Annotated in this window: 21 protein-coding genes; 5 read left to right on the top strand and 16 right to left on the bottom strand. The window is 57.3% G+C overall.

Going from position 1 to position 21,085, the window contains the following annotated elements; translation table 11 throughout:
- Positions 1-222: 222 nt before the first annotated feature.
- Together WG891_RS19855 and WG891_RS19850 are read right to left on the bottom strand one after the other, a co-directional pair.
- Entirely contained in the window at positions 223-1,134 is a 912-nt protein-coding gene (locus WG891_RS19855; RefSeq protein ID WP_337261661.1) for a pyridoxamine 5'-phosphate oxidase family protein, read from the bottom strand.
- Complete coding sequence (locus tag WG891_RS19850) at positions 1,131-1,763, bottom strand: glutathione S-transferase family protein (protein WP_337261660.1); 633 nt, start codon at positions 1,761-1,763, stop codon at positions 1,131-1,133. Before WG891_RS19850 ends, WG891_RS19855 begins: the two co-directional genes overlap by 4 nt.
- 99 nt (positions 1,764-1,862) lie before the next feature.
- On the opposite strand from WG891_RS19850, the gene WG891_RS19845 reads away from it, so the two are divergent.
- From WG891_RS19845 to WG891_RS19825, 5 genes are all read left to right on the top strand, one after another.
- Positions 1,863-2,768: a LysR family transcriptional regulator gene (locus WG891_RS19845; RefSeq protein WP_337261659.1), complete on the top strand. Its 906-nt coding sequence runs from the start codon at positions 1,863-1,865 to the stop codon at positions 2,766-2,768.
- A gap of 190 nt (positions 2,769-2,958) precedes the next feature.
- A complete protein-coding gene (locus WG891_RS19840; RefSeq protein WP_337261658.1) occupies positions 2,959-3,774 on the top strand; it encodes an alpha/beta hydrolase in 816 nt (271 codons plus the stop codon).
- Positions 3,758-4,129 (top strand): RidA family protein, encoded by a 372-nt coding sequence (locus WG891_RS19835; protein ID WP_337261657.1) that lies wholly within the window; start codon positions 3,758-3,760, stop codon positions 4,127-4,129. Before WG891_RS19840 ends, WG891_RS19835 begins: the two co-directional genes overlap by 17 nt.
- Before the next feature lie 114 nt (positions 4,130-4,243).
- Positions 4,244-5,440: an amino acid aminotransferase gene (locus tag WG891_RS19830; RefSeq protein ID WP_337261656.1), complete on the top strand. Its 1,197-nt coding sequence runs from the start codon at positions 4,244-4,246 to the stop codon at positions 5,438-5,440.
- Between the two features lie 15 nt (positions 5,441-5,455).
- The gene (locus WG891_RS19825; RefSeq protein WP_337261655.1) at positions 5,456-6,859 is read left to right on the top strand and encodes an amino acid permease; all 1,404 of its coding nucleotides are present in this window, start codon (positions 5,456-5,458) and stop codon (positions 6,857-6,859) included.
- Positions 6,860-6,903: 44 nt separating this feature from the next.
- On the opposite strand, the gene paaY is transcribed toward WG891_RS19825, so the two are convergent.
- From paaY to paaA, 14 genes are all read right to left on the bottom strand, one after another.
- Positions 6,904-7,500, bottom strand: a complete 597-nt coding sequence (paaY, locus tag WG891_RS19820; RefSeq protein WP_156293870.1) for a phenylacetic acid degradation protein PaaY — start codon at positions 7,498-7,500, stop codon at positions 6,904-6,906.
- Positions 7,501-7,512: 12 nt separating this feature from the next.
- On the bottom strand, positions 7,513-8,454 hold the full coding sequence (gene paaX / locus WG891_RS19815) for a phenylacetic acid degradation operon negative regulatory protein PaaX (RefSeq protein ID WP_337261654.1): 942 nt from the start codon (positions 8,452-8,454) through the stop codon (positions 7,513-7,515).
- 207 nt (positions 8,455-8,661) lie between these two features.
- Complete coding sequence (locus tag WG891_RS19810) at positions 8,662-11,139, bottom strand: heavy metal translocating P-type ATPase (protein WP_337261653.1); 2,478 nt, start codon at positions 11,137-11,139, stop codon at positions 8,662-8,664.
- A 282-nt stretch (positions 11,140-11,421) separates the two neighbouring features.
- A complete protein-coding gene (gene paaK, locus WG891_RS19805) occupies positions 11,422-12,729 on the bottom strand; it encodes a phenylacetate--CoA ligase PaaK (RefSeq protein ID WP_337261652.1) in 1,308 nt (435 codons plus the stop codon).
- A 17-nt stretch (positions 12,730-12,746) separates the two neighbouring features.
- Entirely contained in the window at positions 12,747-13,952 is a 1,206-nt protein-coding gene (pcaF, locus tag WG891_RS19800; protein WP_337261651.1) for a 3-oxoadipyl-CoA thiolase, read from the bottom strand.
- Entirely contained in the window at positions 13,949-14,389 is a 441-nt protein-coding gene (gene paaI / locus WG891_RS19795) for a hydroxyphenylacetyl-CoA thioesterase PaaI (protein ID WP_076941683.1), read from the bottom strand. The genes pcaF and paaI overlap by 4 nt, the downstream gene beginning before the upstream one ends.
- Positions 14,389-15,906, bottom strand: a complete 1,518-nt coding sequence (locus WG891_RS19790; RefSeq protein WP_337261650.1) for a 3-hydroxyacyl-CoA dehydrogenase — start codon at positions 15,904-15,906, stop codon at positions 14,389-14,391. The genes paaI and WG891_RS19790 overlap by 1 nt, the downstream gene beginning before the upstream one ends.
- A 2-nt stretch (positions 15,907-15,908) precedes the next feature.
- On the bottom strand, positions 15,909-16,700 hold the full coding sequence (gene paaG, locus WG891_RS19785) for a 2-(1,2-epoxy-1,2-dihydrophenyl)acetyl-CoA isomerase PaaG (RefSeq protein ID WP_337261649.1): 792 nt from the start codon (positions 16,698-16,700) through the stop codon (positions 15,909-15,911).
- Positions 16,701-16,703: 3 nt separating this feature from the next.
- The gene (gene paaF, locus WG891_RS19780; RefSeq protein ID WP_337261648.1) at positions 16,704-17,477 is read right to left on the bottom strand and encodes a 2,3-dehydroadipyl-CoA hydratase PaaF; all 774 of its coding nucleotides are present in this window, start codon (positions 17,475-17,477) and stop codon (positions 16,704-16,706) included.
- An 8-nt stretch (positions 17,478-17,485) separates the two neighbouring features.
- Positions 17,486-18,544 carry a 1,2-phenylacetyl-CoA epoxidase subunit PaaE gene (gene paaE / locus WG891_RS19775; RefSeq protein WP_337261647.1) on the bottom strand — a complete coding sequence of 353 codons (1,059 nt, stop codon included), beginning with the start codon at positions 18,542-18,544 and terminating at the stop codon, positions 17,486-17,488.
- An 8-nt stretch (positions 18,545-18,552) separates the two neighbouring features.
- Positions 18,553-19,050 (bottom strand): 1,2-phenylacetyl-CoA epoxidase subunit PaaD, encoded by a 498-nt coding sequence (paaD, locus tag WG891_RS19770; protein WP_337261646.1) that lies wholly within the window; start codon positions 19,048-19,050, stop codon positions 18,553-18,555.
- A gap of 8 nt (positions 19,051-19,058) precedes the next feature.
- The gene (paaC, locus tag WG891_RS19765; RefSeq protein WP_337261645.1) at positions 19,059-19,820 is read right to left on the bottom strand and encodes a 1,2-phenylacetyl-CoA epoxidase subunit PaaC; all 762 of its coding nucleotides are present in this window, start codon (positions 19,818-19,820) and stop codon (positions 19,059-19,061) included.
- Positions 19,821-19,829: 9 nt separating this feature from the next.
- On the bottom strand, positions 19,830-20,117 hold the full coding sequence (gene paaB / locus WG891_RS19760; protein ID WP_337261644.1) for a 1,2-phenylacetyl-CoA epoxidase subunit PaaB: 288 nt from the start codon (positions 20,115-20,117) through the stop codon (positions 19,830-19,832).
- Between the two features lie 14 nt (positions 20,118-20,131).
- The gene (gene paaA, locus WG891_RS19755; RefSeq protein ID WP_337261643.1) at positions 20,132-21,070 is read right to left on the bottom strand and encodes a 1,2-phenylacetyl-CoA epoxidase subunit PaaA; all 939 of its coding nucleotides are present in this window, start codon (positions 21,068-21,070) and stop codon (positions 20,132-20,134) included.
- Positions 21,071-21,085: the final 15 nt, after the last annotated feature.

The raw sequence follows: 21,085 nt of genomic DNA, 5'->3' as shown, positions 1-21,085 counted from the left end.
CTATTGTAGGGTTTTCACTCAATGGATTTCTGTGCTCAGCCCGTTGTTGGTATTGAGCAGCCACGGGGGAAATTTACTATTAACTATCATTGGGTTATTGTCAGATGAACGCTGTCATCCTCAGGGCATTTTACTTTTAAAAAGAGAAACCTTCCTCTGTATTTCAGTATTAAATGCTGCATTTACCTAAAATTTTAGATGAACAGAGTCGGTAATGCTTTTTTAACCTAACCAGGTTCCGGTACGCAAAGTTGCCGGGGAAAACTCGGCACCCTGAGCATGCCAGGGGAAAGCGTGCTGAAATCGCCAAGCACGGCTCACATCAAATCGCCAGTAACGCTCTGCGCCTTCCACGCCTCCTTTCCCAGGCTGCCATAAGATCTGCGTTTCCCCCTGCAAATGCAAAATATCCCCCTGTTCGAAGTCGATAAAAAGCAGCGCAGCGCGCGGTTGCAGCAATAAATTCCCCAACGTGTTCATGTAACGATTACCACGAAAATCCGGTATCCACAGGGTTTCATCATCAAGATGGATAAACCCCGGTTTGCCGCCACGGTGCGAAATATCCACGCCTCCTTGCGGGGAATTGCCCTGTGCATAGCTGGCAACAAAACAGGTGTCGGCCTGTTGGATCATTGTGCGAGCTTGGGGATCCAAGCTGCTGAGGACATTCATCGGCGAAGGGCTAGGGGGCGACGGGGACAGTGCGCGCCGCTGAATGTATTGTGGGCAATTGCCGAAGCTTTGATGGACTTCAATTTCAACGCGATTCTTGTCCATACGGCTGATGATACCGTTAACGCGGTTACGCCGCCGGTTGCTGAAATCGAGCCCCAATGCACCAATGGGATGGCCCACGTGCAGTGCGGCCTGTGCCGGATCGTCCACCCGCCGCGCAGAAATGATGCGCAGGTGTGTTTCGTCAGGAGTGAGCAAAAACCCGGCAAAGCCGCTGAACACGGTGGCAACCGGCCAATGTTGTTCATCCAGCGTGGCGACAAACAGATAAGGCAACTGAGCAAAAAACTCACGATGCTGCTCGGGCATTGCAGGGTAAATATAGCCGCTGACGGCGTCAAACCCCGCCAGCGCCTGGGCGCGTAATTCACCGGGGTGAAACACTGATGTTGTCATTTGATTGGCCTGCTGGTGGGTTCTGGTAAAGGCAGTTCGGGCATTGGGAAGAACCCTGGCAACCCGGCAATGCGTGCCGCCCAGCGTTGGATTGCCGGGTAGGGAGAGAGCGAAACACCTCCTTCCGGGGCTACCGCGACATAGCTGTAGCAAGCCAGATCGGCGATGGTCGGGCGTTCGGTAGCCAAAAATTCACGCTGGGTGAGATGCTGATCCAGGTGTGCCAAAAAGCGTTCGCTAATGCTGAGTGCGCTCTGGTAGTTCTCGGCGACAGAAAATTGTTTCACCATTCGACAGGATGCGGGGCCGTAGCGTACTTCACCCGCGGCTTGCGAAAGCCAGATCTGCACCTGAGCCGCTGCCCAAGGTTCCTCTGGCAACCAGTGGCTATCAGGGGCATAGCGTTTGATCAGATAAACCATTATGGCATTACTGTCGGTGAGTACCTGCTCGCCAGCAAGCAATACCGGGATCTGGCCAAGGGGATTGAGGCGGAGAAAAGCGTCGCTGCTGCGGATCTCTGCTGGAGCGGGGCAATATTCGTAAGGCAGTGCGAGCATACGCAGCAACAGCTCTACGCGGTGACAATGGCCGGATACGGGCACGCCGTACAATTTTAGTTTTTGCATGATCTCTCTCCTGTATGATGTCCAACCAGAATACTCTTGCTTAAATTGATGGGAATCCTGGAAGATGGAAATTGATAATTTCATTTATTGGAATAATTTATGGACCGTTTAGATGAGTTGGCGATCTTTGTCGCGGTGATCCAGCATGGCAGCCTGGCCGGTGCGGCTCGCAAGCTGCACCGTTCCGCACCGGCGATCACCAGGGCTATCGCCTCATTGGAGCAGCGCTTTGGGGCCCGATTGGTGGAACGCACAACTCGCCGTCTGGCACCGACCGAGGCGGGGCTGCAGCTGGCAGAGCGCGCTCGAGCGTTGTTGCACGGCTATCAGGACGCGCTGATGGGAACCGCAGAAGCCCAGTTGACGGGCTTGCTGCGAATCACCGCCCCGGTGCAGTTCGGGCGCAAGCATGTGGCGCCGGTAGTGATGGCGTTTCTTGAACGTTATCCGCAGATCCAGATCGAGATGCAGCTTAACGATCGTAATCTGGATCTGGTTGATGAAGGCCTGGATGTGGCAGTACGCATTGGTTATTTGCAAGACTCCAGCAAAGTGGCGCGCAAATTAGGTGAAGTGACGCGGGTGACGGTGGCTAGCCCGGCCTATCTGGCCCAGCGCGGCGAACCCCATGCCCCTGCGGAGTTAGCCGATCACGACACCATCGTCGGTACCTTGCATACTTCAATGCGCGAATGGCGTTTTGGGCCACGGGAAAGCAGTGAGCGAGTGCGCTTGACGCCACGGCTCCTGTTAAACGAGGTGGAAACACAGCTTTTGGCGGTGCGGGCAGGTAAAGGAATTGCCCGGTTATTGTCTTATCAGGTAGCGGACGATCTGGCGGCTGGCACGTTGGTGCGGTTGCTGACGGCATACGAACCGGCACCGATACCGGTGCAACTGGTGGCCAATCATGTGCAATGGATGCCGCTGAAGGTGCGAACGTTTTGGGATTATGCCTACCAACACCTCAGTCAATTAGCGCAACTGCGGCCACAGCATTTTTAATCAGAATTTATTTTCGTGTTTCATTGATGAAACGAAAAATAAAGCCAATAAGTTTTACCAGTGAAACTTATTGCGTGAAATTTTAATTTTATATCGGCGATCACGCATTGCTGTTGCACCCTCCTTGACAATAATTTTCCTGGTTGCTAATAGTTAACGCACATCTTAAATAATAAACACAGTTTAATATATGAAACTTCTCGCAGGGGATTATGATAATGGCGCGGCGGTGGCAGATGAAGATGCAATCCTGAGGTCTTTTCAATCGCGCAGCCAGCAGGTTTATCGAAAGGTACGTCATGAGCGTAATATCCCCTATGGTTCGGTTTCACGAGCGGTTTTTGATTGGTTATATTCAGCCGAAGAGCATAAAGGCGTCGTTATATTTCTGCATGGCGGTTATTGGCAATTCTGTAATAAAGACGATTTTGCGTTTATTGCCGAAGTGCCTTTGTCATTAGGTTTTGATGTGGTGCTGGTGGAATATCCTTTGGCACCGGCTGCGACTCTGGACGATATCTGCCAGCAGGTGGGCGTAGCGCTGGATGCGATTGAGCAGCGAGAGAAACAGCGCGGTAACAAGCCGATTTATCTGTGCGGCCACTCTGCCGGTGGGCATCTGGCTGCGTATTGGCAGCATCATCCGTGCCTTCAGGCTGTTTTCCCCATCAGCGGTATTTTTGAACTTGAACCCCTGTTAGACACCTACGTTAACCGGCAATTACGCCTGACTGAACAGCAGATTACAACCCTGAGCCCGGTGCGCAATATTCCCCAGCACCTGACGCCGATGGTGTTGTTTTACGGTGCGGCTGAGCTGCCGGAGCTGATTGGTCAATCCCTGCATTATTACACGGCATTGAAAGACAAAGGGCTGCCGGTCAGCCGCTATGCGGTTGCGGGCGCCAATCACTTTAACGTTCTGGACGCGCTTTTTGCCGCTGGTGGGGCCCTGAACCACCAATTGCTTAAGCAAGGAGAAACCCCCGATGCGCACAATTATTGAAACCGGCCTGCCTGAGATTGGGCAACCTTTTTCCTGGGCAACCAAAGGCGGTGGGATGTTATTTACCGCCCATGGCCCGGTGAAGGCAGACGGCACGATCGAGACCGGCAGCCCTGAAAAGCAGATCACCCTGACGTTGGATAATCTGGCGAAAACGCTGCAGGCGGCCAATAGTCACAGTGATAATGTATTACAGGTTATTGTTTATCTTACCGATGTTAATGACGTTAAATTACTCGACAAAATATATAAAAACTATTTTAACTTTCCGTACCCAAACCGTTCAACCGTTATTGTTGAGAAATTAGTTGTCCCTGGCATGAAAATAGAAATAACGGTGAGTGCTATCGCTTAATCGTTTTCTCCTGCTTTTTTCATTTGGCAGCCGCTGGCTGCTGAAGAAATTCGTAGGGTACCTCACAAAAATAATATTCACCTGCAAATTCTAACAATGAATTAAGGACATCGTATGTTTAATCATATTAAACCCTCAGCACCCGACCCTATTATGTCGCTGATGGAAGCGTATATGCAGGATCCCCATCCAAAAAAGGTTAATCTGGGGATTGGGCTGTATTACGACCATCAGGGCAATATTCCCTTAATGCGTGCCGTGCATATTGCCGAACAGCGTTTGCTGGAGCAACAGCGGCCGCATACCTATCCACCGATCGAAGGTTCCGCCTTGTTCGCCCGACAGGTTCAAACGTTGCTGTTTGGTGAAGCGGCGGCGCAGTCAGCACGTCATTTGGCTACGGTGCAAACCGTGGGCGGCTCGGGGGCATTAAAACTGGGGGCAGATTTTCTTTGTCATTACCTGTCACGGCGCGAAATCTGGGTTTCTGATCCGACCTGGGCCAACCATTGGGCCATTTTTGAAGGGGCGGGGCTCAGGGTGAATACCTATCCGTACTTTGATAATGCCAGCGGCGAGCTGCGTTTTGACGCGATGCTCGACGCGCTCTCCGCTCTGCCGGAAGGCGCGGTGGTGCTGTTGCATCCCTGCTGTCATAACCCGACCGGCACCGATCTCAGCCAGGCGCAATGGCGTGCGGTCATCGACGTACTGCAGCGCCGCCGCTTGCTGCCATTCTTTGATATTGCTTATCAGGGGTTTGGCGATGGGGTGGAAGAAGACTGCTTCGCGCTGCGCGAGACGTTAAAAACCGATCTGGATTTTCTGGTCAGTAACTCTTTCTCCAAAAACGTGGCTTTGTATGGCCAACGGTTAGGGGGGCTTTCGGTGTGTTGTGGTTCGGCAGATAGCGCGGCAAACGTGAAAGGCGCCTTAAAAACGCTGATCCGCCGCAGTTATTCCTGCCCACCTACCCACGGCAGCCAGATTGTGGAAACTCTCTTGGCCGACGATCACCTGCGCCAACTGTGGGCAAGTGAACTGGCGAGCATGCGCCAGCGTATCAAGCAGACGCGCGTCAGCCTGGCCGCCGGGTTGGAGCAGGGGGGGACCACCCTCGATTATCGCCGCATTCGCGATCAAAAAGGCATGTTCAGCTACACCGGCCTGAACGAACAGCAACTCAGCCAGCTACGGCATCAATATTCCATTTATCTGGTTGCGCCCGGCAGGATGTGTTTGCCGGGCCTGAATCAGCACAACCTGGACTATGTGACCGCCGCCATCCTGGACGTAACCCTTCCGGCGTGAAAAAGGTGAGCAATCATGAAAGATGCAAAACGTTTTGACGATATCGCTCAGCGGCAGGGGGGGCTGAAAAAGCAACTTACCGCCGGGCAAATGTCGATGTTGGCGATCGGCGGGGCGATTGGTACCGGCCTGTTTTTGGGCAGTGCTTATGCGATCCAAATGGCAGGGCCGAGCGTCTTGCTGAGTTATTTCATTGGTGGCGTGATCGCGTTGCTGCTGATGGGATGCTTGGCCGAGATGACTTCCGAGCATCCGACGCCGGGTTCCTTCGGTGATTATGCCGAGTTTTATCTCAGCCCGCTGTTTGGTTTTCTGGTGCGTTATTCCTATTGGTCTTGCGTGGTGCTGGCGGTGGGCACCGAGGTGACCGCCATCGGGATGTATATGCAGTTCTGGTTCCCCAGCACGCCGATCTGGCCGTGGGTGCTGCTGTTCTCCGCGGCGGTCATCATTATCAACATCGTGGGGGTGAAATCCTTCGGTCAGGTGGAGTATGCGCTGTCGACCATCAAGGTGGTGGCGATTTCGGCATTTATCGCCATCGGTATCGGCATTCTGGTGTTTTCTTCCAACCCCACCTTCGGCATTCGCAACTTCACCGCCAACGGTGGCTTCTTCCCGTTCGGGGTGAAAGGCATGTGGTTCGCGGTGATCGTCTCTATCTTCAGCTATTTGAGTATTGAGATGATCGCCGTCGCCGCTGGCGAGGCTAAAAACCCGGTGGTCGCGGTCAAAAAAGCGTTTAAAGGCACCATCCTCAGGCTGTTTATTTTCTATATGCTTTCCATCGCCCTGATGCTGGCGATAGTGCCGTGGCGCGAGTCTGGCACCGGAGAAAGCCCGTTCCTGGTAGCGATGAACGTGATCCACCTGCCCGCCGCAGCCGGCATCTTTAACTTTATCGTGCTGGTCGCCGCGCTCTCGGCCATGAACAGCCAGTTGTATATCACCACGCGCATGATGTTCTCACTGTCGCGTGCCGGGCAGGCACCGGCGGGGCTGGGCAAGATCAGTCAGCGGGGGATCCCGGTCAATGCCCTGGCGATCTCTTGCGTTGGCATCGTGGTTTCCATCGTGCTGAGCATTGTCTATCCGGAAAAGTCGTTTGCGGTGATGATGTCGATCTCGGTATACGGTGCCTGTTTTACCTGGCTGATGATTTTTATCACTCATCTGTTTTTCCGCCGCCAGCATAAGGAGACAGTGCTGAAGTTCCGCATGTGGGGCTACCCCTATTTCACCCTGCTGGGCGCGGTTCTGATGGCCGCGCTGATGGTGACCACGCTGTTTACTGATTTCTTCAGAATGACGCTGTTGTTTGGTGTTCCCTTTACCCTGCTGCTGGTGGCGATCTACTTCTACAGCCGCCAGGCGCGAGCTGCGGTTGCGGCCAAAGTGCCAACGCCGGGGATGGAGTAAGCCAACGCCGCACCGGGGCTGGGGGGCCTTCGATGCGGCTGAGGTTAAAGCTGGCTCTTAGGGATGATTGCATCGCCGAAGCTCAGGCGTTTACGGCCAGGTTCTTCGGCGCTGAGTGGTTCCACTTCCTGCAGGCTGTTTTTACAGCGTGCCACCAACTCCTGATACTGCTGGGTGCCAACGCGTTTCCACGCCAATTCCTGTTCGGTCAGATCGCGGATAACCCGTGCCGGGCTGCCGACAACCAGTTTATTGGCGGCGATCTCCGCGGCGGCTTTGACGAAGGCACCGGCACCCACGATGGTATTTTCACCGATATCGGCACCGTCCATAATCACCGCATTCATGCCGATCATCGCGTTACGGCGCACCCGGCAGCCGTGCAGAATGGCGCTGTGGCCGATATGCCCGTCCTGCTCAACCACCGTGTCCTGCTGTGGGAAACCGTGCATCACACAGTTGTCCTGCACGTTGGCGCCGTCTTCTACCACCAGGCGGCCAAAGTCACCGCGCAGGCTGGCATTCGGGCCGATATAGACGTTCTTGCCGATAATCACATCGCCAATCAGCACCGCCGTTGGGTGCACAAAGCTGCTCGGGTCCACCACCGGCGTCAGGCCATCAATCTGATACACAGGCATAGCATAGTCTCCTCAAAACGTAGCGCGATCGCGCGGTAGCCCACCAAAGCGCCGGTAATAGGCGGCACCAGGGGCGGGCAGGGCACCGATAGTGGTTTCTGCCAGCTCGCTGACATACTCCGTTGCAGCGCGATCCACCCGCTGATACAGGTTGATGCACAGATTGCGCGCAATCTGGCCTTCCCATTGGGCGGGCAGCAGGGCATCGGGCAGCAGCGGATCTTTCAGCACCACGCGGCGGAAGAAGTGGATCAACAGTAGCTTGATCTGGAAACAACGCTTGGGCGTCAGCACGCCGTCGTCGGCTTCACGCAACAGCGCCATCAATGGGCGGAAAGAAACGATAAATTCATGGTAATGGCCAGCGACTTCGCTCAGCGACCAGCAGTTGGCAACCATCTGCCGCAGCGTTTGCTCGGAGCGGTTATAGGGATAATCGGCACGGAAGTAGATCACCTGCTCACCGGCATTCAGTTCTCCGAGCAGGGCCGCCACGTCGGTCTGCGCATGAGTTGGGGCGGCCATCAGGTTGTTGGCGATCTGGCCAAAACCCAGCCAGCCCAGCTCTTTTTTCAACCGCGCCCGCTCGGTTTTTTCTGCGTTCTCCAACAGCAGCAGATCCCACTTGCCATCCCAGGCCGGTTGTTCGCTGAGGTAGATTTTGGATTCAGCATGGCGGAACTGGCGCATGCCTTGATCGGTGACGCGGTAATAACTGCGCCGACCGATCTTCTCTACGTCCAGCCAGCCCTCTTTCTGCAGGCGAAATACCGAGGTGCGTACAAAGCGATCGCCAAACCCCAGCGCATCAAGCAGCGCGCTCAGGCTGCCGAGCCAGACTTCACCACCACGGTGGCTCAAGGCATCGCCGTATAACGAAATGATCAACGAAGTACCACTGATGGGCTGTGCTTCTAAGGCATGGCGGATAAATTCATCCAGTTTATGTTCCATATTTTTCCATGGGTTAGCCTTGGCTGAAGCACAACAGTAGCATAAAAGGCGATGGGATAAATATGCCGCCAAGTCACCGATCGCACTGACCGACGAATGCTCCGCATCGGATCCTTTACTGATGGATGCTTAAGCCGGTCATGCCGAGTTGGCCACTTTCTTGGGCGCTAAGCAGGGTGTCTTGACGTCAGGCTTACCCATTTTGGCCTAAGGTGTGAAACGACGCAGGCGCAATGCATTACTCACCACAAACACGCTTGATAACGCCATCGCCCCTGCAGCAAATACCGGCGAAAGCAGCGTGCCATTGATGGGGTATAACAGGCCCGCCGCCACGGGGATTAACGCCACATTGTAGGAAAATGCCCAGAACAGGTTTTGCTTGATATTGGCCAACGTTGCTTTTGATAGGGCGATGGCGGTGGATACCCCCATCAGATCGCCTGACATCAGCACCACATCGGCGGCTTCAATGGCGATATCCGTGCCGGTGCCGATGGCGATCCCCACATGTGCGGCGGCTAAGGCAGGGGCATCGTTGATTCCGTCACCGACGTAGGCCACCGGCCCGTAGGTGGTTTTCAGCCTTTCAATAGACATGACCTTGCCGTCGGGTAAAACCTCAGCCACGACGTCGTCGATGCCTAACTGACGCGCAATCGCCTGCGCAGTCCGGCGGTTATCACCGGTGATCATTGCCACTTTAAGCCCCTGAGCATGGAGCGCTTTGATGGCGGCTATGGTGGTGTCTTTGATTGGATCAGCCACTGCAATCATCGCGGCGAGTTGACCATCGATAGCCGCATACAAAGGTGTCTTACCCTCGTCCCCCAGACGCGCCGCGTCTTCTGCCAACTGCGCCACATCCACCCCCAACTGCAGCATGTAACGGTCCGCCCCCACGTTGACACGCAGGCCATCGATAGTGGCGTTGACACCAAAGCCGGTTACGGCCTCAAAGTGCGTCATCTGCAACAAGGGAATATTCTCTTTCTGAGCTGCGTCGACAATAGCGCGTGCGATGGGATGCTCTGACTTGGCTTCGACGGTTGCAACCAGCCCCAGCACATAACGGTGTTCAAATCCGTTTGCTAATACCAGATCGGTCAATTCTGGGCGCCCCTTGGTCAGCGTCCCGGTTTTATCTACCGCCACGACGGTGGCATCTTTCAGTGATTGCAGGGCCTCGCCTTTGCGAAACAGCACGCCCATCTGTGCCGCACGCCCAGTGCCAACCATAATCGATGTTGGCGTGGCCAACCCCATCGCGCACGGGCAAGCGATGATCAATACGGCCACCGCATTGACCAGGGCAAAAGACAGCGCTGGCGATGGGCCGAAGATAAACGAGACCAGAAACGTCAGCACAGCCCCTGCCATCACTGCAGGAACAAACCACATCGTGATACGGTCAACCAGCGTTTGGATCGGCAGCTTAGCGCCCTGTGCCTGTTCTACCATGCGGATGATCTGTGCCAGCATGGTGTCGCTGCCGACTTTGGTTGCGCGGAAAGTGAGCGTAACCTTCTGGTTGATCGTACCGCCCACCACTTCAGTTCCCTTTCTTTTCTCGACCGGGATGGGTTCGCCACTGATCATGGATTCATCAACAAAACTTTCCCCCTCGATGACCTCGCCATCAACCGGAATACGTTCTCCTGGCCTGACCTCAATGAGATCGCCGCGGCTGACTTCGGTAATCGCAACTTCCACAATATTACCGTCACGCAGCACGCGCGCTATTTTAGCTTGCAGGCTGATCAATCGTTTGATGGCTGCAGACGTATTGCCTTTGGCCATGGCTTCGAGGTAACGCCCAAGCAGGATCAGTGCAACGATCACGGCGGCGGCTTCGTAGTAGACATTAATGGTGCCGACGGGCAGCCACTGCGGGGCAAATGTGGCGACCAGCGAATAGGTGTAAGCGGCGCTGACACCCGTTGCTACCAACGAGTTCATGTCTGGTGCGCCACGCAGCAGGGCTGGAATACCTTTCTGAAAGAACCGCAGTCCAGGGCCAAACAACACCACCGAGGTCAACACAAATTGGAGATACCAACTCGCCTTCATGCCGATGGTACCTGCGATAATTTCATGCAGGCCTGGAACGAGATGTGAACCCATTTCCAGCACGAAAACGGGAAGCGCAAACAGGGCCGCAACAAGCAGTGCACGTTTCAGTTTTAAGGTTTCTGCAGCCTGGTGCGCCGCTTGCTCAGCTGTATTGTTGCCGTCCTCGGCAATCACTTGCGCTTCGTAACCAGCCTTAGCAACGGTAGCCAGCAAGTCAGCGGCACGGACATCGGCCATAACCTGAAGTTGGGCACGCTCTGTGGCGAGGTTTACCGAGACGTGGCTGACACCGGGCACGGCGGCTAATGCACGCTCCACCCGGCCCACGCATGAGGCACAGCTCATGCCGGTGATAGACAGCTCAATGCGTTCCTGCGCAACGGTGTAACCCACGGCATTGACAGCCTGAATAACCGCAGCCACGTTGGGCTGCCCCGAAAAGGTGACGGTTGCACGTTCAGTCGCAAGATTGACACTGGCATTTGCTACGCCAGACACGGCCTTGAGGGCTCGCTCCACCCGTCCTACACACGAAGCGCAAGTCATCCCCTCAATGGGTAAAGTGATCGAGACCGGAATCTCGGGAGAGGGGATTGTCGCATGAGTGTTCATAACTGATTCCTTTTACGCATATATACCTGATATACAACGTACCATGCTTGGCAGCGGGCTCAACCAGGTCTGGCTTTTGCTGGAAAATCCACAGCGCTGCAACGATCGTGGCACCATCAGTGTTGTTTTCGATAGCCATCATCAACCTTTCCCTAGAGGGAAGGTCAAGCCTTTATCGCGGTAAATAAGGAAACCAGCTCAGTGCTGCGGTAAAGCGTGTCAGGAAACAGGGCAGCCTCTTGAGCAGAATATCTGATCAAGAGGCTGCTCTTGAAAGAAGGCCTAGCGTGGCCGCAGGTCAATCACCCGCTGGGCCTTGCCTTCCGAGCGTGGAATATCGCCGCAGTTGGCAATGCTGACGTCGGTGCTGACGCCGACAATCGACTTAATATGGTGACGCAGTTGGTGGCAGATATCACAACGCTGCTGGTGGCTGAGCGTGAGCGCCGACTCTTTCAATTCTACCCGCACCGCCAGGGTATCCAGGTGCCCGGCGCGGCTTACCTGCAGTTGGTAGTGTGGCGACAGATGCTCAAACTGCATAATCTGCTCTTCCACCTGCGATGGGAACACGTTCACACCGCGAATGATCAGCATATCGTCGGAGCGGCCGGTGATTTTGCCCATGCGGCGCATATTGCGCGCGTCTCCCGGCAGCAGGCGGGTGAGATCCCGCGTGCGATAGCGGATCACCGGCAGCGCTTCTTTGGTCAGCGTGGTGAAAACCAGTTCGCCGTGCTCGCCGTCCGGTAGCGTAAGGCCATTGTCCGGGTTGATAATCTCCGGCAGGAAATGGTCTTCCCAGATGGTGGGGCCACCACCGCTTTCCGCGCACTCCATCGCCACGCCGGGGCCCATCACTTCGGAGAGGCCATAAATATCCAGTGCCTTAATCCCCATGCGCGTCTCAATCTCGTGGCGCAGCGCCTCAGTCCAAGGCTCGGCCCCAAACACCCCCAGGCGCAGCGAACAGTTCCGCGCGTCGCCGCCCATTTTGCGCTCCAGTTCATCGATCAGCGTCAGGCAGTAAGAAGGGGTCACCATGATCACGTCGGGTTTAAAATCCAGGATCAACTGCACCTGTTTCTCCGTTTGGCCGCCGGACATCGGGATCACCGTTGCGCCTAAGCGCTCTGCGCCATAGTGTGCTCCCAGCCCGCCGGTAAACAGGCCGTAACCGTAGGCAACGTGGATTTTATCTTTAGCGGTGGCCCCGGCAGAGCGCAGGCAGCGGGCGACAATATCCGCCCAGGTATCGATATCGCGCTGGGTATAGCCCACCACCGTAGGGCGACCGGTGGTGCCAGAAGAAGCATGAATGCGCACCACCTGTTCCATCGGCACGGCGAAGGTGTCGAACGGGTAGTTATCGCGCAGATCCTGTTTGGTGGTGTAAGGGAAGCGTGCCAGATCGCTTAACTGCCGCAGATCGCTGGGATGCACGCCCGCCTGATCGAACTTGCGTCGATACATCGGCACATTGTTGTAAGCATGGTGTAGGGTCCATTGCAGGCGTTCCAGTTGTAATGCTTCTATTTCGTCGCGTGAAGCAAACTCAATCGCGTCGAGTGGCCGTGGATTTGTAGTCATCTTTTTAGCCTCAGAAATTAGACACGTTCAATAATCATGGCAATACCCTGGCCGACGCCGATGCACATGGTGCACAGAGCGTAGCGGCCAGCTCGCCGTTCCAGTTCAAACAGCGCGGCCAGCGCCAGGCGCGCACCGCTCATACCCAATGGATGGCCGAGGGCGATGGCGCCACCGTTGGGGTTTACCTGCTCAGCATCGTCCGGCAGGCCAAGCTGGCGTAATACCGCCAGCGCCTGTGCGGCAAAGGCTTCGTTAAGTTCAATCACATCCATCTGTGCCAGGCTTAATCCGGCGATCTCCAGCACCTTGCGGGTGGCCGGCAGTGGGCCAATCCCCATCAGCCGGGGCTCAACGCCGCAGGTGGCGGTAGCGACAATGCGCGCCCGGGGGGTTAAACCCTGTTGCAGGGCCATGGCTTCGGAAGCGACGATCAGCGCGGCGGCGCCGTCGTTCACGCCAGAAGCATTACCGGCGGTAACGCTGCCCGGTTGGCGGAACGGGGGCCTTAGTTTTTGTAATTGCTCCAGCGTGGTTTCCGCGCGCGGGTGCTCGTCTTCGGCAAACTGGCTAATCACTCCCTTCTTGCTGGTGAGGCTAACCGGGATGATTTCCTGTGCCAGGATCCCTTTCTGTTGCGCCTGTGCGGTGCGTTGCTGGCTGCGTAAGGCAAAAGCGTCCTGATCGGCACGGCTGATAGCAAACTGTGCGGCAACGTTTTCGGCCGTTTCCGGCATGGAGTCGGTGCCGAAAGCGGCGTGCATCTGGGGATTCACAAAGCGCCAGCCAATGGTGGTGTCGAACAGTTGCGCCTGGCGGCTGAAGGCGCTGTCGGCTTTACCCATCACCAGCGGGGCGCGGGTCATCGACTCTGCACCACCGGCCAGCACCAGGCTGGCTTCTCCGGCTTTGATACTGCGCGCTGCCATCGCCAACGCATCCAACCCCGAACCGCACAGGCGGTTGAGGGTGGTGCCGGAAACGCTCAGCGGTAGCCCAGCCAGCAGCGCCGCCATGCGGGCCAGATTGCGGTTGTCTTCCCCCGCCTGATTGGCACAGCCGAGGATCACATCATCCACCCGCGACCAATCGACATGTGGGTAGCGCTCCAACAAGGCGCGCAGCGGCAGGGCGGCCAGATCGTCGGTACGTATATTGGCTAACGCGCCGCCATAACGGCCGATCGGTGTGCGCACGCCATCGCAGATAAAGGCCTGATTCATGGTTGCTCTCCTAAAATGCTGTGGCCCAGGCGATGGGCACGGCCACGGAACCAGGCAACGGTTTTACCCTGTTGATTGACGATCTCGACGTCATATAACCCGGTGGTTTTACCCTGATGGCGCACTTCTGCGCTGGCGGTGAGGCGATCGCCTGCCACTGCCGGGCGGATGAAATCGATGCTGCAGCCAGAAGCCACCGCCGCCAGCCCTTGGCTGTTACAGGCGTAGGCAAATGCGGTGTCCGCTAGGCTGAACAGTTGGCCGCCATGGCAGGTTTGGTGGCCGTTAAGCATTTGTGGGCCGACGATCATGCTGACCTGTGCGAAGCCAGCATCCACGGCGTCCACTTGCATACCCATCGCCTGGGCGCAGGTATCTTGTTTAAACATCTGTTCGGCGCAGCGCTGAGCCAGCGCGCGGGGAGTGTTGGCATTCATCAGCATTCGGCTCCTGAATAATTTGCGGCGTAGCGGCGCAATAACGGCATGGGGCGATAACGCGGCTCGGCGTAATAGCGTTGCAGGTTTTCCAGCGTGGCGAGAATGTGCGGCCAGCCGAGCTTTTCGCCCCAGGCCAGTGGCCCTTGCGGATAGTTGACGCCAAAGCGCAGGGCATTGTCGGTATCGGCAGCGTTGGCGACGCCTTTGTTCACCACGTCGAGCGCCTCATTGCTCAGCATGGCGACGGTGCGCATCACCAACAGGCCAGGGTAGTCCGGCAGGTGGATCACCTGTTTGCCCAGCGACTGCAGCAGGCGGATCACTTTGGCGGTTTGCGGCGCGCTGTTCTGCACCGCGCTGCTGATAGCGATAACCGGTGCGTGCTGATAGTTGACGGACAGATCGAACAACACCACGGGCGCTCCGATGTCTGCGGCAATCCGGCTGGCTGCCTGGCCATTAGTTAACATAAATGTAACATCATCGATGCGCGCTGTCGGGCTGGTCTGGCCAGGATGTTTGATCGCCACGGCATTTCCGGCCAAGAGCTGGGCAAATTCGGCCATGGTTGACCAGTCGCCGTGCAACGTTATTGAACGTGGCAGTTCCCCGCTTTCCTTGGTGGCAAAAGTGGGCTGCGGTGCGGGATGATCGTTGCCATAGCGGTAAAAGCCGCGCCCGCTTTTGCGGCCCAGGTGCCCGGCAGCCACCCGTTCCTGCTGCAGCAGCGAAGGGGTATAACGCCCATCCTGATAGAACGCATGGTAGATCGACTCGGTAACGGCGTAGTTAATGTCTTGCCCGATCAGATCCGTCAGTTGCAGCGGCCCCATGGCAAAACCCCCCGCGTCACGCAGCACGGCATCCAGCGTGGCCGGATCGGCCACCTGTTCTTCCAGCGCCCGCAGGGTTTCGCCATAGAATGGGCGAGCGACGCGGTTGACGATAAAGCCCGGCGTGGAACGGCAATGAACGCTGTGCTTCCCCCAGTGCTGTGCCAAAGCCTGCAGCGTGGCTAAGGTTGTGGCGCTGGTTTCCAGCCCGCTGACGATCTCCACAAGCTTCATCAAGGGAGCTGGGTTGAAGAAGTGCAACCCGGCCATGCGCTGCGGGTGCTGCAACGCGCTGGCAATGGCGGTGATAGACAGCGATGAGGTATTGCTGGCAAACAGCGCGTTCGGGGAGCAGATGGCTTCCAGATCGCGGAACAGGCTCTGTTTGATCGCCAGTTGCTCAGCTACCGCTTCTATCACCAAACCGCTGTCGGCCAGTTCGTTCAATGAGTTGGCCAACTGGATATTGCCCAGTAAAGCCTCTGTGCTGTGGGCATCGGCTTTGCCAGCCTCAACCCGTTGGCGCAGCCGCTGCCCGAGCAGCGCAAGTGCGCGAGCGGCAGCGGGCAGGGCGATATCAAACAGCTTAACCTGATGCCCTGCTGCGGCAGCGACCTGCGCAATACCGATCCCCATGGTGCCTGCGCCAATCACCGCCACTGACATTCCCGTGATATTCATGGTTATTTCCCGCTGAAATTCGGTGGGCGCTTGGCAAAGAAAGCGCTGACGCCTTCGCGATAGTCGGCGCTGCGGCCCCCCAGGCGCTGCAGATCACGCTCTAAATCCAACTGCTGGTCGAGCGTGTTGGTCGCCGAGCTGTAGAGTGCTTTCTTAATCAACCCCAGGCCATAAGTGGGCTGCGTTGCCAACTGTTTGGCCAGGCTTTGCGTGTGTTCGGCCAGTTCTGCGGCGGGCAGCACCTGCCAGATCATGCCCCAGGCCAACGCCTGTTGAGCGCTGATTTTATCGCCCAACAGCGCCATACCCATGGCGCGTGCATGCCCGGCCAAACGCGGCAGGAACCAACTGCCGCCGGAGTCTGGCACCAACCCCAGTTTGCAGAAAGACTGGATAAAGCTGGCATTGTCGGCGGCCACCACGATATCGCAGGTCAGCGCCAGCGCGGCACCCGCACCGGCCGCCACGCCATTGACTGCACAGACTACCGGTTTTGGCAGCGCGGTCAGGCGGCGGATCAGCGGATTGTAGAAACGTTCCACCGACAGGCCAAGATCCGGCGCGGCCTGTTCCACGCTGACGTTGCGATCGTTCAAATCCTGCCCGGCGCAGAAACCGCGCCCGGCACCGGTAATCAGCACGCAGCGCACGCGGTCGTCGCGTTCGGCCAGGGTCAGTGCTTCGCTGAGCTGATGGTGCATCTCATCGTTAAAACTGTTGAGCCGGTCTGGTCGGTTCAGGGTGATGGTGAATACCCCGGCATCGATGTGACTGAGAATTAATGCGTTTTCCATAAATCAGCGCCCTGTGTAATGCGGTGTGCGTTTTTCGAAGAAGGCAGCAATGCCTTCACGGCGATCGTCGGTAGCGGCCAGCGTGACAAACTGCTGGCGCTCCATCTGCAAGCCCTGGCTGAGGCCGATTTCCTGCGCCTGCTTCAGCGCCTGCTTGGCGGCGCGTAGCGCCAACGGGGCCTGCTGGCTGATGCGTTGGGCAATCTGTTGGCTGCGTTCCAGCGTCAGTGCATCAACACAGACTTCGCTCACCAGCCCGGCCTGCTGTGCGCTGCGGGCGTCGATCGCCTCGCCGGTCAGCACCATTTGATAGGCGCGGGACTTGCCCACACAGCGGATCAGGCGCTGCGTGCCGCCTGCACCGGGGATCAGGCCAAGGGTGATTTCCGGCAGGCCGAAACGGGCGCTTTCGCCGCAGATGACGATGTCGCAGGCCAGCGCCAGTTCACACCCGGCACCGAGCGCATAGCCGTTTACTGCCGCCAGCAGCGGTTTGCTGAATTGCGCCAGGCGCTGCCATAACACAGGGCGGCGATCGAGCAGGGCAGCGGCGACGTCCTGCTGTTGCAGTTCGCGCAGGTCGGCACCGGCGGCGAAGAAACGCGCGGCACCGGTGATCACCACGGCACCCACTTCCGCGTCGGCATCGGCCTGTTCCAGCAGGTAAACCAACTGTTCCAGGCATGGGGTGCTCAAGGCATTACGCGCTTCGGGGCGATGCAGCCGCAGCGTTACTACGCGCTGATGCTGTTCACGCAGGATCCAAGGGGTTTCCATGGCAGCTCCTAAACGTCAAAGTCCAGTACCACGCCTTCACCGCGTGGCCAGGACTGGCAGCTCAAGACGTAACCTGCCGCCAACTGATCCGGCTCCAGGCTGTAGTTGATCGCCATATCCACTTCACCGGCTTTCAGCTTGCATTTGCAGGTGGCGCAGACGCCGCCTTTACAGGCGTAGGGCAGATCGGCTCCTTGGCGTAAGGCGGCATCAAGAATGCTGTCATCTTCGGTGCCGACGTCGATCTTCAGGCGGCGGCCATCAAGCTGGATCTCCACCTGAGTGGCATTGCGATTGGCGCTGTTGGCCGGGCGGGCAACGATGCCGCTGGTGTTGAAGCGTTCGCTATGAATGCGTTCGGCAGGCATACCGGCCAGTTCCAGTACCGTATGCGCTTCGTCCATCATCACTTCTGGGCCGCAGATAAAGGCATGGTCGAAGTCGTTGAAGTCCAGCAGCGTTTTACCGATGGCGGCCAGATGTTCACGATCGATACGGCCGCTCAGCAGCGGGCTGTCGAGGCTTTCCTGGCTGAACAGGTACAAGGGCTGAAAGCGCTGCGGATAGCGGTTCTTCAGGTCCGACAGCTGTTCTTTGAACATCACCGAGCGGCTGGTGCGGTTGCCGTAGATCAGCGTGAAGTGGCTTTTCGGTTCTTGCTGCAGCGTGGCCTTGATAATCGACAGCATCGGCGTAATGCCGGAACCGGCGGCTATCGCCAGATAGTGGCCCTGTGTTTGGGGCTGTGGCTGGTAGCCGAAACGGCCTTGCGGCACCATCACGTCCAGTTCGTCGCCCACTTGCAGCCCGTGGTTGATAAAAGAAGAGAAACGCCCCTGGTGAATGGCTTTTACCCCAATCTGCAGCAGGCCTTCCTGCGGGGCACTACAGATGGAATAACAGCGGCGCAGCTCCTCGCCGTTAACCTTGGCTTTCAGCGTCAGGTGTTGGCCGGGGGTATAGCGGTAGTGAGATTTCAATTCATCCGGCACGTGCAGCGTGATGGCTACGGCATCCGGCGTTTCGCGTTCGATGGCTGCGACATTCAGGCGATGAAAGACCGTCATGGTTGCTCCTAAATACACTTGAAGTAGTCGAACGGTTCCCGGCATGCGCAGCAGCGATACAGCGCTTTGCAGGCGGTAGAACCGAACTCACTGATTTTTTCTGTCGTGGTGCTGCCGCAACGCGGGCATTGCACCGGGCCATGAACCAACGGTTTTTCACAGCTTTGCCCCTGCGGTGGCGCAACGCCGTATTCCCGCAGCCGCAGGCGGGCATCGGCATTCATCCAGTCGGTAGTCCAGGCCGGGCTGAGGCTGATCACGATCTTCACCGGGCTGAAACCGGCGGCGGTCAGCGTCTGTTCAATGGCGTTGAGCAGAAACTCGGTGGCCGGGCAACCGGAATAGGTCGGCGTAAAGGTGATGCGCCAACCGGTGCCGTCGTGCTCCACGTTGCGCACCATACCGAGATCGGTAATCGACAGTACCGGTAGCTCCGGATCGCTGATCTGCTGCAGGCAGTGCCAGATCTGCGGAATTTCTGTGGGCTGTAGCCGGGAGATATGCATGTTGGCCTCTACCAGTTACAGTTCGGGTAAGCGCGTTGCAGGAACTGCATTTCTGCCAGCATCAAACCGAGATGTTCACTGTGCTGCCCCTGCTTGCCGCCGTGGCGAAAAGCGGGTTCGGCAGGCAGCGCCAGCGTGGCCTGCTGCAAGGTGCCGTTCACCATCTCTTGCCACGGTGCCTGCAACTGGCGCGGATCGACGGCAATGCCCTGTTCGGCCAGTTCAAGCTCAATCGCATCGGCGTGGAACAGCTCGGCGGTGAAGCGCCACAGATCGTTTAATGATTGCTGGATTTTCTGGTGGCTGACTTCATTACCATCCCCCAGGCGGATCATCCAGCCGCGGCTGAAACGCAGGTGGTATTCGGCCTCTTTCAGCGATTTGGCGGCAATGGCGGCCAGTTGGCTGTCTTTGCTGTGGCTTAACTCACGGTGCAGCAGCACGTGGTAGGCATCCAACAGGAACTGACGCACCAGGGTGTCGTTGAAGCCGCCGTTGGGTTGCTCGGCCAGCAGCAAATTACGGAATTCGCGCTCGTCACGGCCAAATGCCAGGCGATCTTCGCTGTAGCTTGGCCCGGCCAATTGCGCTGCATAACCTAAAAAGTTGCGCGCCTGCCCCAGTAAGTCCAGGCCGATATTGGCCAGCGCCAGATCGATCTCCAGCTCTGGCGCATGGCCACACCAGGCACACAGGCGTTGAGCCAGGATCAGCGGTGTGTCGCCCTGGCGCAGGGCATAGGTGATTTTGGCATCGGTGATCGTTTTCATGGCCTGCCTCTACATGTTCTTGATGCCGTCGGGGATGGTGTAAAACGTCGGATGACGGTAAATCTTGTCATCGGACGGATCGAAGAAGGCATCGCGGTCTTCCGGCTGTGAGGCCACCAGATGGCAGGACTGCACCACCCAGATCGAGCAGCCTTCATTGCGGCGGGTGTAGGCATCACGGGCATTTTCCAACGCCATCTGGTCGTCTGCGGCATGCAGGCTGCCCACGTGTCGATGTGCCAGGCCCTGCTTGCTGCGGATAAACACTTCATACAGCGGCCATTCAGCGTGAGTCATTTCTCTCTCCTCGTTTAAGCAGCGTTTGCCGCACGTTTAGCGGCATGGGCCATCGCGCCATCCCGTACCCAACTGCCTTCATCCCAGGCACGGCGCTTGGCCTGCAGGCGCTCGTGGTTGCACTGCCCGCGGCCTTTGATGACGTCGTACAATTCGTTCCAGTCGATCTCGCCGCAGCGGTAATGGCCCGTGGCCTCATCCCAGGCGAGATCGGGGTCCGGTGCGCTCATCCCCAGAGCCTCTAGCTGCGGCACGGTGTTATCGATAAATTTCTGCCGCAGTTCGTCGTTGCTGTGGCGTTTGATCTTCCAGGCCATGCTCTGCGCGCTGTGGGGAGAATCGGCATCGCTCGGGCCAAACATCATCAGCACCGGCCACCAGAAACGGTTGATGGCATCCTGCAGCATGGCTCTTTGTTCTGCGCTACCTTGCGCCATCGCCATCACGGCTTCGTAGCCTTGACGCTGGTGGAAGCTCTCTTCTTTACAGATTTTCACCATCGCTCTGGCATAGGGGCCGTAAGACGCGCGGCACAGAGCGACCTGGTTGACGATGGCGGCCCCGTCCACCAGCCAGCCGATAACGCCAATGTCTGCCCAGTTCAGCGTCGGGTAGTTGAAGATGGAGGAGTATTTCATCTGCCCGGCGAGCATCTTTTGGTAGATATCCTGGCGCGAGCAGCCGAGGGTTTCCGCTGCGCTGTACAGGTAAAGGCCGTGTCCGGCTTCGTCCTGTACCTTCGCCAATAAAACCGCTTTGCGGCGCAGAGTAGGGGCGCGGGTCAGCCAGTTGGCTTCCGGCAGCATACCGATCACCTCGGAATGCGCGTGCTGGCCGATTTGGCGGATCAGGTTCTGGCGATAGGCATCCGGCATCCAGTCTTTAGCTTCAATCGAGGTATCTGCGGCAATTTTGTCGTCAAAATGCTGTTGATGTTGTGCTTCGGTTATCATGCTTGCCTCTGTTGA

This window comes from Serratia sp. MMO-28 (assembly GCF_037199905.1).
GTDB lineage: Bacteria > Pseudomonadota > Gammaproteobacteria > Enterobacterales > Enterobacteriaceae > Chania > Chania oryzae.
This window is presented reverse-complemented; position numbering and strand designations above follow the sequence as displayed.

What these genes read in the sequence shown, in the direction of transcription:
- WG891_RS19855 (WP_337261661.1), bottom strand. Translation starts at nt 1,134, where the DNA reads ATGACAACATCAGTGTTTCACCCCGGTGAATTACGCGCCCAGGCGCTG.
- WG891_RS19850 (WP_337261660.1), bottom strand. Translation starts at nt 1,763, where the DNA reads ATGCAAAAACTAAAATTGTACGGCGTGCCCGTATCCGGCCATTGTCAC.
- WG891_RS19845 (WP_337261659.1), top strand. Translation starts at nt 1,863, where the DNA reads ATGGACCGTTTAGATGAGTTGGCGATCTTTGTCGCGGTGATCCAGCAT.
- WG891_RS19840 (WP_337261658.1), top strand. Translation starts at nt 2,959, where the DNA reads ATGAAACTTCTCGCAGGGGATTATGATAATGGCGCGGCGGTGGCAGAT.
- WG891_RS19835 (WP_337261657.1), top strand. Translation starts at nt 3,758, where the DNA reads ATGCGCACAATTATTGAAACCGGCCTGCCTGAGATTGGGCAACCTTTT.
- WG891_RS19830 (WP_337261656.1), top strand. Translation starts at nt 4,244, where the DNA reads ATGTTTAATCATATTAAACCCTCAGCACCCGACCCTATTATGTCGCTG.
- WG891_RS19825 (WP_337261655.1), top strand. Translation starts at nt 5,456, where the DNA reads ATGAAAGATGCAAAACGTTTTGACGATATCGCTCAGCGGCAGGGGGGG.
- paaY (WP_156293870.1), bottom strand. Translation starts at nt 7,500, where the DNA reads ATGCCTGTGTATCAGATTGATGGCCTGACGCCGGTGGTGGACCCGAGC.
- paaX (WP_337261654.1), bottom strand. Translation starts at nt 8,454, where the DNA reads ATGGAACATAAACTGGATGAATTTATCCGCCATGCCTTAGAAGCACAG.
- WG891_RS19810 (WP_337261653.1), bottom strand. Translation starts at nt 11,139, where the DNA reads ATGAACACTCATGCGACAATCCCCTCTCCCGAGATTCCGGTCTCGATC.
- paaK (WP_337261652.1), bottom strand. Translation starts at nt 12,729, where the DNA reads ATGACTACAAATCCACGGCCACTCGACGCGATTGAGTTTGCTTCACGC.
- pcaF (WP_337261651.1), bottom strand. Translation starts at nt 13,952, where the DNA reads ATGAATCAGGCCTTTATCTGCGATGGCGTGCGCACACCGATCGGCCGT.
- paaI (WP_076941683.1), bottom strand. Translation starts at nt 14,389, where the DNA reads ATGAATGCCAACACTCCCCGCGCGCTGGCTCAGCGCTGCGCCGAACAG.
- WG891_RS19790 (WP_337261650.1), bottom strand. Translation starts at nt 15,906, where the DNA reads ATGAATATCACGGGAATGTCAGTGGCGGTGATTGGCGCAGGCACCATG.
- paaG (WP_337261649.1), bottom strand. Translation starts at nt 16,700, where the DNA reads ATGGAAAACGCATTAATTCTCAGTCACATCGATGCCGGGGTATTCACC.
- paaF (WP_337261648.1), bottom strand. Translation starts at nt 17,477, where the DNA reads ATGGAAACCCCTTGGATCCTGCGTGAACAGCATCAGCGCGTAGTAACG.
- paaE (WP_337261647.1), bottom strand. Translation starts at nt 18,544, where the DNA reads ATGACGGTCTTTCATCGCCTGAATGTCGCAGCCATCGAACGCGAAACG.
- paaD (WP_337261646.1), bottom strand. Translation starts at nt 19,050, where the DNA reads ATGCATATCTCCCGGCTACAGCCCACAGAAATTCCGCAGATCTGGCAC.
- paaC (WP_337261645.1), bottom strand. Translation starts at nt 19,820, where the DNA reads ATGAAAACGATCACCGATGCCAAAATCACCTATGCCCTGCGCCAGGGC.
- paaB (WP_337261644.1), bottom strand. Translation starts at nt 20,117, where the DNA reads ATGACTCACGCTGAATGGCCGCTGTATGAAGTGTTTATCCGCAGCAAG.
- paaA (WP_337261643.1), bottom strand. Translation starts at nt 21,070, where the DNA reads ATGATAACCGAAGCACAACATCAACAGCATTTTGACGACAAAATTGCC.